This window comes from Thiohalobacter thiocyanaticus, from assembly GCF_002356355.1.
In the GTDB taxonomy this organism is placed as follows: domain Bacteria; phylum Pseudomonadota; class Gammaproteobacteria; order Thiohalobacterales; family Thiohalobacteraceae; genus Thiohalobacter; species Thiohalobacter thiocyanaticus_A.
In genome coordinates this window covers 3,127,299-3,140,012 of record NZ_AP018052.1, presented here as the reverse complement: position 1 = coordinate 3,140,012, position 12,714 = coordinate 3,127,299, and the positions used below count along the sequence as shown (strand labels likewise).

The 12,714-nt window shown below is 65.7% G+C and carries 14 protein-coding genes; 7 read left to right on the top strand and 7 right to left on the bottom strand.

Annotation, left to right across the window (positions count from 1 at the left end):
* Window positions 1-19 precede the first annotated feature (19 nt).
* The 3 genes from pyk to CFK21_RS14555 all read left to right on the top strand — a co-directional run bounded on the left by pyk (window position 20) and on the right by CFK21_RS14555 (window position 2,951).
* On the top strand, window positions 20-1,465 hold the full coding sequence (gene pyk, locus CFK21_RS14565; protein ID WP_096367333.1) for a pyruvate kinase: 1,446 nt from the start codon (window positions 20-22) through the stop codon (window positions 1,463-1,465).
* Between the two features lie 151 nt (window positions 1,466-1,616).
* Window positions 1,617-2,681, top strand: coding sequence for a class II fructose-bisphosphate aldolase (gene fba, locus CFK21_RS14560; protein WP_096367332.1), 1,065 nt, complete (start codon window positions 1,617-1,619; stop codon window positions 2,679-2,681).
* Between the two features lie 72 nt (window positions 2,682-2,753).
* The gene (locus tag CFK21_RS14555; RefSeq protein ID WP_197702966.1) at window positions 2,754-2,951 is read left to right on the top strand and encodes a hypothetical protein; all 198 of its coding nucleotides are present in this window, start codon (window positions 2,754-2,756) and stop codon (window positions 2,949-2,951) included.
* A gap of 75 nt (window positions 2,952-3,026) precedes the next feature.
* Here CFK21_RS14555 and CFK21_RS14550 read toward each other — a convergent pair whose 3' ends face one another.
* The gene (locus CFK21_RS14550; RefSeq protein WP_096367331.1) at window positions 3,027-3,365 is read right to left on the bottom strand and encodes a hypothetical protein; all 339 of its coding nucleotides are present in this window, start codon (window positions 3,363-3,365) and stop codon (window positions 3,027-3,029) included.
* Between the two features lie 29 nt (window positions 3,366-3,394).
* Between CFK21_RS14550 and CFK21_RS14545 the strand changes: the two genes are divergently transcribed.
* Both CFK21_RS14545 and CFK21_RS14540 read left to right on the top strand, forming a co-directional pair.
* The gene (locus tag CFK21_RS14545) at window positions 3,395-4,579 is read left to right on the top strand and encodes a cation:proton antiporter (RefSeq protein ID WP_096367330.1); all 1,185 of its coding nucleotides are present in this window, start codon (window positions 3,395-3,397) and stop codon (window positions 4,577-4,579) included.
* A gap of 114 nt (window positions 4,580-4,693) precedes the next feature.
* Window positions 4,694-4,987 (top strand): GIY-YIG nuclease family protein, encoded by a 294-nt coding sequence (locus CFK21_RS14540; RefSeq protein ID WP_096367639.1) that lies wholly within the window; start codon window positions 4,694-4,696, stop codon window positions 4,985-4,987.
* A gap of 126 nt (window positions 4,988-5,113) precedes the next feature.
* Here CFK21_RS14540 and CFK21_RS14535 read toward each other — a convergent pair whose 3' ends face one another.
* Genes CFK21_RS14535 through modA form a run of 4 tightly spaced genes read right to left on the bottom strand, consistent with a single transcriptional unit; the run spans window position 5,114 to window position 8,625 of the window.
* On the bottom strand, window positions 5,114-6,100 hold the full coding sequence (locus CFK21_RS14535; protein ID WP_096367329.1) for a serine/threonine protein kinase: 987 nt from the start codon (window positions 6,098-6,100) through the stop codon (window positions 5,114-5,116).
* A 6-nt stretch (window positions 6,101-6,106) separates the two neighbouring features.
* Window positions 6,107-7,186: a molybdenum ABC transporter ATP-binding protein gene (gene modC, locus CFK21_RS14530; protein ID WP_096367328.1), complete on the bottom strand. Its 1,080-nt coding sequence runs from the start codon at window positions 7,184-7,186 to the stop codon at window positions 6,107-6,109.
* Window positions 7,183-7,863, bottom strand: a complete 681-nt coding sequence (gene modB, locus CFK21_RS14525; RefSeq protein ID WP_096367327.1) for a molybdate ABC transporter permease subunit — start codon at window positions 7,861-7,863, stop codon at window positions 7,183-7,185. Before modB ends, modC begins: the two co-directional genes overlap by 4 nt.
* A 6-nt stretch (window positions 7,864-7,869) precedes the next feature.
* Window positions 7,870-8,625, bottom strand: a complete 756-nt coding sequence (modA, locus tag CFK21_RS14520; protein ID WP_096367326.1) for a molybdate ABC transporter substrate-binding protein — start codon at window positions 8,623-8,625, stop codon at window positions 7,870-7,872.
* Between the two features lie 157 nt (window positions 8,626-8,782).
* Between modA and CFK21_RS14515 the strand changes: the two genes are divergently transcribed.
* Entirely contained in the window at window positions 8,783-9,031 is a 249-nt protein-coding gene (locus CFK21_RS14515; protein WP_369801214.1) for a hypothetical protein, read from the top strand.
* A 36-nt stretch (window positions 9,032-9,067) separates the two neighbouring features.
* On the opposite strand, the gene CFK21_RS14510 is transcribed toward CFK21_RS14515, so the two are convergent.
* Window positions 9,068-10,909, bottom strand: a complete 1,842-nt coding sequence (locus CFK21_RS14510) for a SulP family inorganic anion transporter (RefSeq protein WP_096367325.1) — start codon at window positions 10,907-10,909, stop codon at window positions 9,068-9,070.
* Window positions 10,910-11,183: 274 nt separating this feature from the next.
* Here CFK21_RS14510 and CFK21_RS14505 point away from each other — a divergent pair, with 274 nt between their 5' ends.
* The gene (locus CFK21_RS14505; protein ID WP_096367324.1) at window positions 11,184-11,531 is read left to right on the top strand and encodes a hypothetical protein; all 348 of its coding nucleotides are present in this window, start codon (window positions 11,184-11,186) and stop codon (window positions 11,529-11,531) included.
* 6 nt (window positions 11,532-11,537) lie between these two features.
* Here the strand turns inward: CFK21_RS14505 and CFK21_RS14500 are convergent, their stop codons facing one another.
* Window positions 11,538-12,599 (bottom strand): HD-GYP domain-containing protein, encoded by a 1,062-nt coding sequence (locus CFK21_RS14500; protein WP_096367323.1) that lies wholly within the window; start codon window positions 12,597-12,599, stop codon window positions 11,538-11,540.
* Window positions 12,600-12,714: the final 115 nt, after the last annotated feature.

The window sequence follows — 12,714 nt, the reverse complement described above, 5'->3', positions numbered from 1 at the left end:
ACTTCCAACAGGAAAACACATGCTGCGACGCACCAAGATAATCGCCACGCTCGGTCCGGCGACCGACGACCCCAAGGCCCTCGATGAACTGATCCAGGCGGGCGTGGACGTGGTCCGCCTGAATTTCTCCCACGGCTCCCACGAGGAACATCGCAACCGCTGTGAGACGGTGCGCAATCGCGCCCGCGCCCACGGCCGTCAGGTCGGCGTGCTGGTGGATCTGCAGGGGCCGAAGATCCGCATCGAGCGCTTCCAGGAAGGCAGCGTGGTGCTGGAGGAGGGCGAGCGCTTCATCCTCGATTCCAACCTGGCGCCGGATGCCGGCGACAAAGACCGCGTGGGGCTGACCTACAAGCAGCTGCCCGATGACGTCAACCGGGGCGACACCCTGCTGCTGGATGACGGCCAGGTGGTACTCTGGGTCGAGGACGTGCGCGAGACCGAGGTCGAGTGTCGGGTGGTGCTCGGTGGTCCGCTGTCCAACAACAAGGGCATCAATCGCCAGGGCGGCGGCCTGTCGGCCAAGGCCCTGACCGACAAGGATCGCATCGATATCCGCGTTGCGGCCGACATGCAGGCCGACTATGTCGCCATTTCCTTCCCGCGTTCGGCCGAGGACGTCAACGAGGCGCGCGAGCTGCTGCGCCAGGCCGGAGGTCACGGCGGCCTGGTCGCCAAGATCGAGCGCGCCGAGGCGATCCACAACCTGGAGGAGATCATCGAGGCCTCCGACGCCGTGATGATCGCCCGCGGCGATCTGGGCGTGGAGATCGGCGACGCCGAGCTGCCGGCGGTGCAGAAACGCATTATTTCCGCGGCCCGCAACATGGACCGGGTGGTGATCACCGCCACCCAGATGATGCAGTCCATGGTCGAGAGCCAGATCCCGACCCGGGCCGAGGTCTTCGACGTGGCCAACGCCGTCATCGACGGCACCGACGCGGTGATGCTCTCGGCCGAGACCGCCACCGGCCGCTACCCGGCCAAGGCCGTTTCCGCCATGGACCGCATCTGCAAGGGTGCGGAGCGCCAGCGCAGCGCGCTGTGGCAGGAGCGGCGCCAGAAGGTGCGTTTCAACCGCATCGACGAGGCCATCGCCAAGGCCGCCATGTATACCGCCAACCACCTGGGTGTGAAGGCAATCGCGGCCCTGACCGAGTCCGGCGCCACGCCGCTGTGGATGTCGCGCATCAGTTCCGGGATCCCGATCTACGCCTTGACCCGCCATGTGGAGACGCGTAGAAAGGTAACCCTTTACCGCGGCGTCTATCCGGTCAGCTTCGATGTCACCACCACCGATCACGCCGAGGTCAACCGCGAGGCCATCGACGAACTGATGCGCCGCGGCGCGGTACGCGACGGCGACCTGGTGATCATCACCAAGGGCGATCTGGCCGGGGTGCTGGGCGGCACCAACGCCATGAAAATACTGCGGGTCGGTGAACACGAGACCCGGGAGCAGTAAACCCGGCGAGTCCGGCCGGAAACCGAATAACCGGACTTTTTATACAGCTGAAGCGTCGTCCGTGTCCTGATTACAATGACAGGTTCCCGGGATCCGGGCGTCGACGAAAGATTTCGAAAACCTTTAAAACCCAAATCCCAAGGAGAACGTCATGGCCTTGATATCCCTGCGTCAATTGCTCGATTACGCCGCCGAAAACGATTTCGGCATGCCTGCCTTCAACGTCAACAACATGGAGCAGGTCCACGCCATCATGCAGGCGGCCGATGAATGCAACAGCCCCGTTATCATGCAGGGTTCGGCCGGTGCGCGCTCCTACGCGGGCGAGCCCTTCCTGCGTCACCTGATCACCGCCGCGCTGGAGATGTACCCGCACATCCCGGTGGTGATGCATCAGGATCACGGCTCGGCACCGTCCGTCTGCCTGCGCTCCATCCAGTCCGGCTTCAGCTCCGTGATGATGGACGGCTCGCTGATGGAGGACATGAAGACCCCCTCCACCTACGAATACAACGTCGACGTGACTCGTCGCGTGGTCGAGATGGCCCACGCCGGCGGCGTGTCCGTCGAGGGTGAGCTGGGCTGCCTGGGCTCGCTGGAAACCGGCATGGCCGGCGAGGAAGACGGCTCCGGCGCCGAGGGTGTGCTGGATCACTCCCAGCTGCTGACCGATCCCGAAGAGGCCGCGCAGTTCGTCAAGGAGACCGGGGTGGATGCACTCGCCATCGCCATCGGCACCTCCCACGGCGCCTACAAGTTCACCCGTCCCCCGACCGGTGACATCCTGGCCATCGAGCGCATCAAGGAGATCCATGCCCGCATTCCCAACACCCACCTGGTGATGCACGGCTCCTCCTCGGTGCCGCAGGACTGGCTGAAGATCATCGACGAGTTCGGCGGCGACATGGGCGAGACCTATGGCGTGCCGGTCGAGGAGATCCAGGAAGGTATCAAGCACGGCGTGCGCAAGGTCAACATCGACACCGATCTGCGCATGGCCTCCACCGGTGCCATCCGCAAGCATCTGGCCGAGAACCCGAAGAACTTCGATCCGCGCAAGTTCCTCAAGGCCTCCACCGCGGCCATGAAGGACATCTGCAAGGCCCGTTACGAGGCCTTCGGCTGCGCCGGCCACGCCGACAAGATCAAGCCCATGAGCCTCGAGGCCATGTTCAAGCGCTACGAGTCCGGCGAACTGGATCCCAAGGTCAACTGATCGAGGTTGTTCCCGGGACACGGAAGGGCGGCTGCGGCCGCCCTTTTTTGTGTCTGCTGCACACAGGTTGCCATGATCGATACCGACCGGCTTCCATACTGGGTGAACTGGCTGGCCCAGGACCGCGACGGGACCTGGTGGGGCTTCGAGGCCGAACCCCATCAATACCACTGCGGCTGGTACGAGAACGAGGTCGGCCGCAGCCTGCGCATCGCCAGCGCCGAACCCAACCCCGACTGGGCAGCCAGCCTTCGTTCCCGCGATTCGTAGGATGGGTGGAGGCGCCCTGCGCCGCAACCCATCACTGGCTCGCGTGTTGATGGGTTGCGCTGCGCTTCACCCATCCTACGTCTGGTTCCAGCTGGTAAATGCCGACAGCCAGAAATCGATATCGGGGTAGGCCTCACCGCGTGCCTTCTGCTGCACGGCCAGGTCGATCAGCAGGCTGCGCAGTTCCCGCACATGCATCTCCCACAGGGTCGCGTCCATCCCGGGATTGTCGTCCATGGCCGCATTGGCCACCGAGCCGGCCCCGCCCCACATGCGCTTCGAGTTGAGCTGCTGCCAGCCTGCATCGGGGTCGGCCTCGAACAGCGCAATCACCTCCCGCAGCCAGTCGGCGTGATGCTGCGGATGGGCATCGAGTTGTTCGGCAATGCGCTCGAGGAGTATGGTGTCCGTCATTCCGTCAGTGTAACGCGAAGGAAGACAGGATGCAGATCAGCACCTTCCTGATCACGCTGGGCGGCCTGCTGCTGGCCGGACTCGCGGTCGAGGCCATCGGCCGCCATACCCCGCTGCCGCGCGTGACCCTGCTGCTGGCCTTCGGTTTTGCCATCGGACCGTCGGGCTGGGACATGCTGCCCGATATCCATGGCCGCTGGTTCCCGCTGGTGGCCGACATGGCGCTGCTGATGATCGGTTTCCTGTTGGGCGAACAGCTGGTGCGCCTGCTCAGCGGCAGACTGGGCCGGGTGATCCTGACCGTCTCCGTTTTCGATGTGATACTTACCGCCCTGGTGGTGCTGGGTGGGCTCTGGCTGCTGGGTGTGCCGCTGGTCACGGCCCTGCTGCTTGCCGGTATCGCTGCCGCCACCGCGCCGGCGGCAACCACGGATGTGATCGAGGAATCCGGTGCGAAAGGGCCGTTCACCTCGGTGCTGGTCGGTGTGGTCGCCATCGACGACGCCTGGGGCATGATCCTGTTCAGCCTGCTGTTGGCCGCCGCCCTGGTACTGGGCGGCAATGGCAGCGGCCTGGACGGACTGTGGCTGGGCCTGTACGACGTCGGCGGCGCACTGCTGCTCGGTCTGTGCCTGGGTGTACCCATGGCCTATCTCACCGGACGCATCCGCCCCGGACAGCCGACCCTGGCCGAGGCGCTGGGCTTCGTGTTCCTGTGCGGCGGCCTGGCGGAGTGGTTGCAGGTCTCCTTCCTGCTGGCCGCGATGGTCATGGGCGCAGTGGTCTACCGCCTGGCCAGCCATCATCTGCGTCCGTTCCACGAAATCGAGCACATCGACTGGCCGTTCAAGATCCTGTTCTTCATCCTCGCCGGCGCCTCGCTGCATCTGGAGTCATTACTCGATGCCAGCTACATTGCCGGCGCCTACATTCTTCTGCGCATCCTGGGCAAGCTGGCCGGCGCGGCCACCGGGGGCTATATCGGCAAGGCGGACCGCAGCGTGCGTCGCTGGCTGGGCCCGGCCCTGCTGCCCCAGGCCGGTGTGGCGATGGGCATGGCCCTGGTGGCCTCCCAGCGCTTCCCGGAACTGTCGGAAAGCATCCTCGCCATCGCCATCGGCGCGACCGTCTTTTTCGAGTTGCTCGGGCCCGTGATCACGCGTTATGCGCTCGGACAGGTGGGGGAAGGCAGAAAACGTGGGACGGGTGGTTGATGTCAGCTGGCGGGCACACAGCGGACGTTAAAAGTTCCACGTCATTGCGAGGAGCGCAGCGACGTGGCAATCTCCCAAAGATACAGCCGAACCATCATCGTCAAGGATGACGAAATGGAAAAAAAGCCCGCTGTGTATATCCTGTGCAACCGGCCGAATGGCACTTTGTATATTGGTGTCACAAGCAATCTTCCAAAACGCATCTGGGAGCATAGAAGCAAGACAGTCAAGGGATTTACTGCAAAATACAATGTAACGCGACTGATCTGGTTTGAGCTTTTTGAAACAATGGACCTGGCCATTGAAAGAGAGAAGCAGCTGAAGGGCAGGCCGAGAAAAGCGAAGGTTGCGTTGATAGAGGATGGAAACCCGGTATGGCGGGATCTTTTCGAGGAAATTTGTGGCTGAAGGAGATTGCCACGTCGCTTCGCTCCTCGCAATGACGGGTAATCAGAGACCGCTTCTGGTCGTTAGCTGACTTCCCCTTGCTCTATCCTGAGATTTCCCCGCCCCGAGTAGCAATGACGAGCTGGATCAAATGGTCAGCGGCGGCTCGTTCATGGCCGCGGCCTGCTCACGCAGTCCCAGGATGTGCTCCTCCCAGTAGCGGTCGGTGTTGAACCAGGGGAAGGCCTGGTGGAAGGCGGGGTCGTCCCAGCGCCGGGCCAGCCAGGCGGCGTAATGGATCATGCGCAGGGTGCGCAGGGGCTCGATGAGCGCCAGTTCGCGGCGGTTGAATTCCCGGAACAGTTCATAGCCCTCGATCAGTTCACTCAAAGCGAGAGCCATCTCACTGCGCTCGCCGGAGAGCAGCATCCAGATGTCCTGCACGGCGGGGCCGGTGCGGCAGTCGTCCAGGTCGACGAAGTGCGGGCCGGCTTCGGTCCAGAGGATGTTGCCGGGGTGGAAGTCGCCATGCAGACGCAGGGTCTCGATTCTGCCGGCGGCTGCATAGGCCGCCTCGATCTGCTGGAGCAGGTCCTCGACCAGGCTGCGGTAGGCGACATCCAGGTGCGGGGGGATGAAGCCGCCTTCGAGGATGTACTGGTACGATTCAACCCCGAAGCTCTGTACATCCAGCCGTGGACGGTGCGCAAAGGGCCGGGTCTGGCCGACATTGTGCACCCGCGCCAGATAGCGGCCCAGCCATTCCAGGTTTTCGGGGTCGTCCAGGTCGGGCCAGCGGCCGCCACGGCGCGGGTACAGGGCATAGCGGAAACCCGCGAAGCTGAACAGGGTCTCGCCCTTGTCATCGGCCAGTGGTGCGACCACCGGTATCTCGGCTTCCACCAGTTCCTGGCAGAAGGCGTGTTCCTCGCGGATGGCGGCATCCGACCAGCGACGGGGGCGGTAGAACTTGGCCACCAGAAAACCGGCGTCCTCCAGTCCGATCTGATAGACCCGGTTCTCGTAGCTGTTCAGCGCCAGCAGGTGGCCGCTGGTGCGAAAGCCCTGCGCATCGACGGCGTCGAGTACGGTGGCCGGGCCCAGTTCGGCGTAGGCATGTTGCAGTTCATCCATGCGGCATCATACCAGCAGGGCGACGCTCTTGATCTGGGCGTAGACCGGCGTGCCGGGTTCCAGCCCGAGGGCGGCGACCGATTTGTGGGTGATATGGGCGAGCAGCGGGGTGCCGCCCAGATCCAGGCACACCAGTGCCTGGGCCGGGTTGAGCGGGCGGATCTCGCTGACCCGGGCGGGCAGGATGTTGAGGATGCTGCTGTCGGCGGCCGGGCTCAGCGTCAGGCTGACATCACGGGCCAGGATGCGAACGCGCCGGCGCTCGCCCACCGCCAGTTCGGTGCCGGTGGCCAGGCTCAGTTCCCCGCCGGCAAAGCGCAGCCGGGTGAGGTGCCAGTCGGCGTCATGGCCGTCGACCGTCGCCTCCAGCACGGTTTCGGCCTGCTCGCCCCGGGCCAGCGGCAGATCGGTGCGGGTCAGCATGGCGCTCAGGTCGCCTGCCGCCCGGATCCGCCCGGCCTCCATCAGCAGCAGCCGGTCGGCGATGCGCGCCACTTCATCGCCGTCATGGCTGACATAGAGCACGGGCAGGGCCAGTTCCCGATGCAGGCGCTCCAGGTAGGGCAGGATGGCGCGCTTGGCCCCGGCATCCAGCGCGGCCAGGGGTTCGTCCAGCAGCAGCACCCGCGGCCGGGTCAGCAGGGCGCGGCCGATGGCCACCCGCTGGCGCTGGCCGCCGGACAGCTGGCCCGGGCGGCGGTCAAGCAGTCCGGTCAGTCCGAGCAACTCGATCACGGTAGCGAAAGCCGGCCCGGCGGCGGTGCCGTTCGTGCGTCCGGCGCGCTTCCAGCCGTAACGCAGGTTGGCGCGCACGCTCAGATGCGGAAACAGCTGGCCTTCCTGGATGACATAGCCGATGGGACGCTGATGGGGTGGCCGGAAGGTCCGATCGTTCTGCCAGCAGTCCTGTCCCATCCGCACTTCGCCGTCGTCGCAGCGCTCCAGCCCGGCGATCAGCCGCAGCAGGGTGGACTTGCCGCAGCCTGAGGGGCCGAACAGGGCGGTGATCCCGGTGGCCGGCACCTCGCCCGCGGCCTGCAGCCGGAACTCCCCGCGCCGATGATCGAACCGGAACCACAGGCTCATGGCCGGCCCAGTCCGAAGCGGCGGTTGAAGCGGTAGACCAGCAGCAGCATGCCAAAGGAGAACACCAGCAGAGTACCGGCCAGCCAGTGGGCCTGGCCATAGTCGAGCGCCTCGACATGATCGTAGATGCTGATCGACAGCACCTGAGTCTCGCCGGGGATGTTGCCGCCGATCATCAGTACCACCCCGAACTCGCCCACGGTATGGGCGAAGCCCAGCACCACGGCGGTCAGCACGCCGGGCCGGGCCAGCGGCAGCACCAGGCTGAAGAAGCGGTCCAGCGGGGCGGCGCGCAGGGTGGCGGCGGCGTCCAGCAGTCCGGCCGGAATCGCGCTGAAACTGGCCTGCAGCGGCTGGACCACGAAGGGCAGGGAATAGATCACCGAGCCGATGACCAGGCCGGGGAAGGAGAACACCAGTGTCGGCCCGCCCAGCATATCCAGCAGGGTGCCGACCGGCCCGTGGGGACCGAGCGCCACCAGCAGGTAGAAGCCCAGCACGGTGGGCGGGAGTACCAGCGGCAGGGCGACCAGGGCCTCGATCGCCACCTTCCAGCGCCGCTGCGTGCGCGCCAGCCACCAGGCCAGGGGCGTACCCAGCAATAGCAGGATCAGCGTGGTCACCGTAGCCAGCTTCAGCGTGACCCACAGGCTGACAATGTCGGCGGGGCTGAACATCGGGGCTCAGTCGGCAGGCGTGCTGTAGCCGTAGCCGTGGATCAGGGTGCGGGCCTGCTCACTGCGCATGAAACGCATGAAGTCGCGGATCGCCGCTGACTCGCTCAGGCGGACGGCCTGTTGCTCGATCGGGTCGTAGAGCGAGGCCGGTACCACCCAGTGGCTGCCGGAGATTGCGTTTCCGGCATTGCGGGGCAATTGGGACAGGGCAACGAAGCCCAGTTCGGCGTGGCCGGAACTGACGAAGTGGAAGGTCTGGCCGATGTTCTCGCCGCGCACCAGCCGCGACTGCACGTGCCCCCACAGCCCCATCCCCGCCAGTGCCTGGCGCGCAGCCAGGCCATAGGGGGCGAGGCGGGGATTGGCGATGGCCAGATGCGCATAATCATCCCGGCCCAGGGCCTTGCCTGCGGCGACGATCCGCTCCGGTTCCGGACTCCACAGCACCAGCCGGCCGACGGCATAGGTGAAGCGGCTGCCGCTGACGGCCAGGCCCTCGGACTCAAGCCGCTGCGGCCGCTCGCGATCGGCGGCGAAAAAGGCATCGAAGGGCGCGCCATGACGGATCTGGGCGTAGAGCTTGCCGGTCGAGCCGATGCTGAGCCTGACCCGGTGCGGGTGTTCCGCCTCATAGGCTTCGACCAGCGCCTGCATGGGCCGGGCGAAGTTGGACGCCACGGCCAGGGTCAGAGTGTCGGCCGTGGCCGGGAGCGGCAGGACGAGCCAGAGAGGAATGAGCAGATAGCGAAACCAGACGGGCATGAGGGTTCCTTTGTCTGAATCACCGTCATCCCGGCCTGCACCGGGATGACGGTAGGTGGGGCCTTGAGTGGATGCCATTCGGATCTGTTACGTATTTGCCGTCGCCCCGACGGCGCGCTAAGGTTGAGTCCCGGTCCCTTGATGAGTATGAGCCGTCATGAGCCTGCGCGGTTACGTCCCCCCCGATCCGCAGACCTCGGTGTCCGAGGTCCGCTATGCCGTCATCCAGACCCCGCGCCGGAATCGCAAGCGCTTTCCTGCCGGCTGCGTGCATCTGGTCGAGGACGGCGAGACGGCGGTGGCGCAGGCCGATCCTGCGCGCAACCTGCATCCGGCCCAGGTCATCGGGCCATCCAAATCATCGGAAGGTCAGTATATCTTCTATCTGGTCGAGTGGCTCACCTGAGCCGGTCGCCTTACGCTATACCCGCCCGTGTCCCGTTCAGGTGCCGCTGTCGAACAGCGGCTGCTGGGCGTCGACACGGCGGCGTTGATCCGACGGCGTCGGTTCACGGCTGGCGCATTCATTGAAGATGCGGGCCGTACACCTGCGGCAGATGTCCGGATCGAGCCGGTCGAACACGGTGCGGATCGCCTCGCCCTTACCCTCGAAGATATTCTCGGCGCCGATGGCATCCAGATAGGGGCCGCGCTCCAGCGGCTCGCACACCCCGGGCTTGATCCGGATCAGATACAGCCCGCCGCCCATCCTGCGTCGCGCCTCCGCCTCCTGGGCCAGCAGTTCGGCCCCGGCCACGTCGATGAAGTTGATGCCGGTGGCGACGATCATCAGGTGCTTCTGTTCGGGATGGCGGTCGCGGATCTCGCGCAGCCGTTCCTGGACATGATTCACCGCGCCGAAGAACAGCGACCCGTCGATGCGCAGGATCTTCACCTGCGGACATTCGGGCAGGCCGGGATCGGTGTTGAACTTGCGCTTGGGCAGACGCGGGTCCGGCACCCGGGGCACGATGCGCGGCCGCGAGGTCCGGCCCAGGTAGATCACCAGCGACAGGATCACGCCCAGGAAGATGGCGAACTCCAACTCCAGGAACAGGGTGGCCAGGAAGGTCACGATCAGGATGCTGCTGTCGGAGCGGCTGGCGCCCAGAATCGTGCGGATGTGGTGGAAGTCGATCAGTCCCCAGGCCACCAGCAGCAGGATGCCGGCCATGGCCGCATTGGGCAGGTAGGCGGCGTAGGGGGCGACCAGCAGGACCACGGCCATCAGCAGCACACCGGCCGAGATGGCCGCCAGCGGGGTCCTGGCGCCGGACTGGTAATTCAGCCCGCTGCGGTTGAAGGAGCCGGTGGCGACGTAGGCCGAGAAGAAGCTGCCGGCGATGTTGGACAGGCCCTGGCCGACGAATTCCTGGTTGCCGTTGACCAGCTGGCCGGAACGGGCCGCGATGGACCGGGCGATGGAGACCGCCTCGGTCAACGCGAACAGGGTCACCGCCAGCGCCGTGGGGGCCAGTTCCTTGATGGTGGCCAGGTCGAAGGCCGGGGCCGACAGCGGCGGCAGCGAGCGCGGCAGGGCGCCGACGGTGACGATGCCGGTGACCTCGGGTCCGAAACTGCGGTTGAACAGGACCGAGACCAGGCTGCCGATCAGCATGGCCACGATCATGTAAGGGGCGCGCGGCAGGTAACGCTTGACCAGGATGCCGCTGATCAAGGTGACTGCGCCGACCGTGGTGATCCACAGATTGATGTCATCGAAGTTCCGGTACAGTCCGATCAGGGTGTCATGGAAGTGGCCGCCGCGCGGCAGTTCGATGCCGAAGAAGTGCTTGAGCTGGCTGCTTGCGATCAGCAGGGCTGCGCCGGCGGTAAAGCCGATGATCACCGAGTGGGAGATGAAATTGACCAGGGTGCCCAATCGGGCGAGTCCCATGATCAGCTGGATGGCGCCGACCATGCAGGTCAGGGTCAGGGCCAGCTGCACGTATTCCGCGCTGGCCGGTTCGGCGAAGGCGGACAGGCCGGAGAAGACCACGATGGAGGCGGCGGTGGTCGGTCCCGAGACCAGGTGCCAGGAGGAGCCGAACAGGGCGGCGATGATGGCCGGCACCATGCCGGCGTAGAGGCCGTATTCCGGCGGCATGCCGGCGATGGTGGCGAAGGCCACGCCCTGGGGCAGGACCACGATGGCGCCGGTCAGGCCGGCCATGAGGTCGGCGCGGATGGTGCGTGGGGTGAGCTGCGGCAGCCAGGTCAGGAAGGGCAGCCATTGCAGCAGCCAGTCCGGTGCCGGGCGGGAGGGTCTGGAAACGTCTGACATGAGCGGGGGTAGCGCCTTGAATCAATGAGTTAGGGGAGCCGGGCGCGGGTCCCGCCCTGGCAGTCTGGCCCGGCATTATACCCGAAATCGACGCTTGCTGTCGTGGAGGGGGAAGGTGGCCGGCCTAACAGAGGTTTGTAAAGTCGAGCGGCGAGCGGCCGCTATGCAGGGACCGACCGCGGCCGCCGGGGCCGGTCGGTTGACGTCAGTCAATGCGTCATCCGGCTGTAACAACGACAATATATAAAACGAACAAGACTCACAGGATGGAACCATGGATCATCGATATTCCCGCCGCTTTGCCACCCGGGCGGTGGCCGTCATCTGCCATCATGCCATGCCGGTCGCCATCGGGGTGGTCGTGAACTGCAACCGCACCGGGGTGTATATCCAGACCAGCTACCAGCCCGGTGATCATGAGCACTGCATCGATTTCGAACTGACCCTGAACCGGGATGGCCGGACCTGGCGCCAGGCCCTGCGTGGGTTGATCGTGCACCGGGATGCGAACGGGATGGGGCTGATGGTGGAGGCGGAGGAGTTCAGTGACGTCCTGGAACTGCTGCGCCCGCAGTTGCCGGAACAGGCAGTGGCCGACCGGGTTGCCCTCCCGTTCCCGTGACGGGTGTCAGGGGCCGACCGTCAGGCCCTGCTGCAGGGCCTCGGCTTCCCGCCAGGTCCGCTCCAGGCGCAAACCTTCCGGCCACTGGCCCGTACTCAGCACCCGGACGGCGCAGTGTTCGCCCTCGGCCGGCACCAGCTGCGGGGCCTCGCTGACCTTGAGCCGTTTGATCCAGGGCCGGTCCACCCGGTCTCCCCGTGCCACGACCAGTGCCAACTCGCGATTGCGTAGTTCGATCAGACTGCCGGGCGGATAGATGCCCAGCGTCTTGACCAGCAGGCGTGCCAGCGCATCGTCCACCACCCGCCCGGCACCCATGAACAGGTTGCGCATGGCCTCGTGCGCCGGTCGCCCGTGGCGGTATCCGCGCGGCGAGACCGCGGCGCAATAAATATCGGCGGCACCGATCAGCCGGGCGCCGAATGGCAGCGCTGCGCCGCGCAGCGAGAACGGGTAGCCGGAACCGTCGAAGCGTTCATGATGCAGGGCGACGGCCTCCAGCCAGTCGGGATCCGTCACCCCCAGGGCCTTGAGGATGCCGACCGAGGTGAGTGGGTGGCGGCGGATGAGCAACCGGTCCAGCGAGGCCGGCGGGCCGTGCAGGTGAAACAGTTCGGCCTGCAATGCGCACATGGAGATGTTCTGGGTCAGTGCAGCGCACAGCAGCGGGTGGCGTTCGTCGGTTCCCAGTCCGGCGGCCTGAGCCCCGAGGCAGACCACCACCGCACAATGAATGGCATGCAGCAGCGGATAGCCCTCGCCGTTGCGGATGAACAGGTAGGCAAGGGCCGTGTCTGCGTTGAGTTTGACGGCGTCTTCCACGGCATCGGCCAGCATTTCCACGCGGTCGTCTATGTGCTGACCGGCGTGGGCGCTCAGCAGGGTGGCGCGCAGGTTGGCATGGACGGCGTCGAGTTGCTCGAGTACCGGGCCGCCGGGGTCCTGGAAGCGGAAACTTGTGGACATGGCGCCGGCCGCGCTCAGCTGCGGACACCAGAGGGACGACAGATCGGGCGCGATGCGTCCGATCAGGCCGTGAAGCCGGGGCCGTGAATGTCCTTGATCCATAGGTTATGCCTGCGATGCGGTGAGGCTGGCGGCAGGGTGGTCAGGAGTGCCGCAGATTGAGATCGGCGGCTGACGATGGAAACTTTAATCGGCGGCCCGACGCCTGTTAGCGGCC

Bases quoted from the DNA above. Each gene is read 5' to 3' on its own strand.
- pyk (WP_096367333.1), top strand. From the start codon at position 20: ATGCTGCGACGCACCAAGATAATCGCCACGCTCGGTCCGGCGACCGAC.
- fba (WP_096367332.1), top strand. From the start codon at position 1,617: ATGGCCTTGATATCCCTGCGTCAATTGCTCGATTACGCCGCCGAAAAC.
- CFK21_RS14555 (WP_197702966.1), top strand. From the start codon at position 2,754: ATGATCGATACCGACCGGCTTCCATACTGGGTGAACTGGCTGGCCCAG.
- CFK21_RS14550 (WP_096367331.1), bottom strand. From the start codon at position 3,365: ATGACGGACACCATACTCCTCGAGCGCATTGCCGAACAACTCGATGCC.
- CFK21_RS14545 (WP_096367330.1), top strand. From the start codon at position 3,395: ATGCAGATCAGCACCTTCCTGATCACGCTGGGCGGCCTGCTGCTGGCC.
- CFK21_RS14540 (WP_096367639.1), top strand. From the start codon at position 4,694: ATGGAAAAAAAGCCCGCTGTGTATATCCTGTGCAACCGGCCGAATGGC.
- CFK21_RS14535 (WP_096367329.1), bottom strand. From the start codon at position 6,100: ATGGATGAACTGCAACATGCCTACGCCGAACTGGGCCCGGCCACCGTA.
- modC (WP_096367328.1), bottom strand. From the start codon at position 7,186: ATGAGCCTGTGGTTCCGGTTCGATCATCGGCGCGGGGAGTTCCGGCTG.
- modB (WP_096367327.1), bottom strand. From the start codon at position 7,863: ATGTTCAGCCCCGCCGACATTGTCAGCCTGTGGGTCACGCTGAAGCTG.
- modA (WP_096367326.1), bottom strand. From the start codon at position 8,625: ATGCCCGTCTGGTTTCGCTATCTGCTCATTCCTCTCTGGCTCGTCCTG.
- CFK21_RS14515 (WP_369801214.1), top strand. From the start codon at position 8,783: ATGAGCCTGCGCGGTTACGTCCCCCCCGATCCGCAGACCTCGGTGTCC.
- CFK21_RS14510 (WP_096367325.1), bottom strand. From the start codon at position 10,909: ATGTCAGACGTTTCCAGACCCTCCCGCCCGGCACCGGACTGGCTGCTG.
- CFK21_RS14505 (WP_096367324.1), top strand. From the start codon at position 11,184: ATGGATCATCGATATTCCCGCCGCTTTGCCACCCGGGCGGTGGCCGTC.
- CFK21_RS14500 (WP_096367323.1), bottom strand. From the start codon at position 12,599: ATGGATCAAGGACATTCACGGCCCCGGCTTCACGGCCTGATCGGACGC.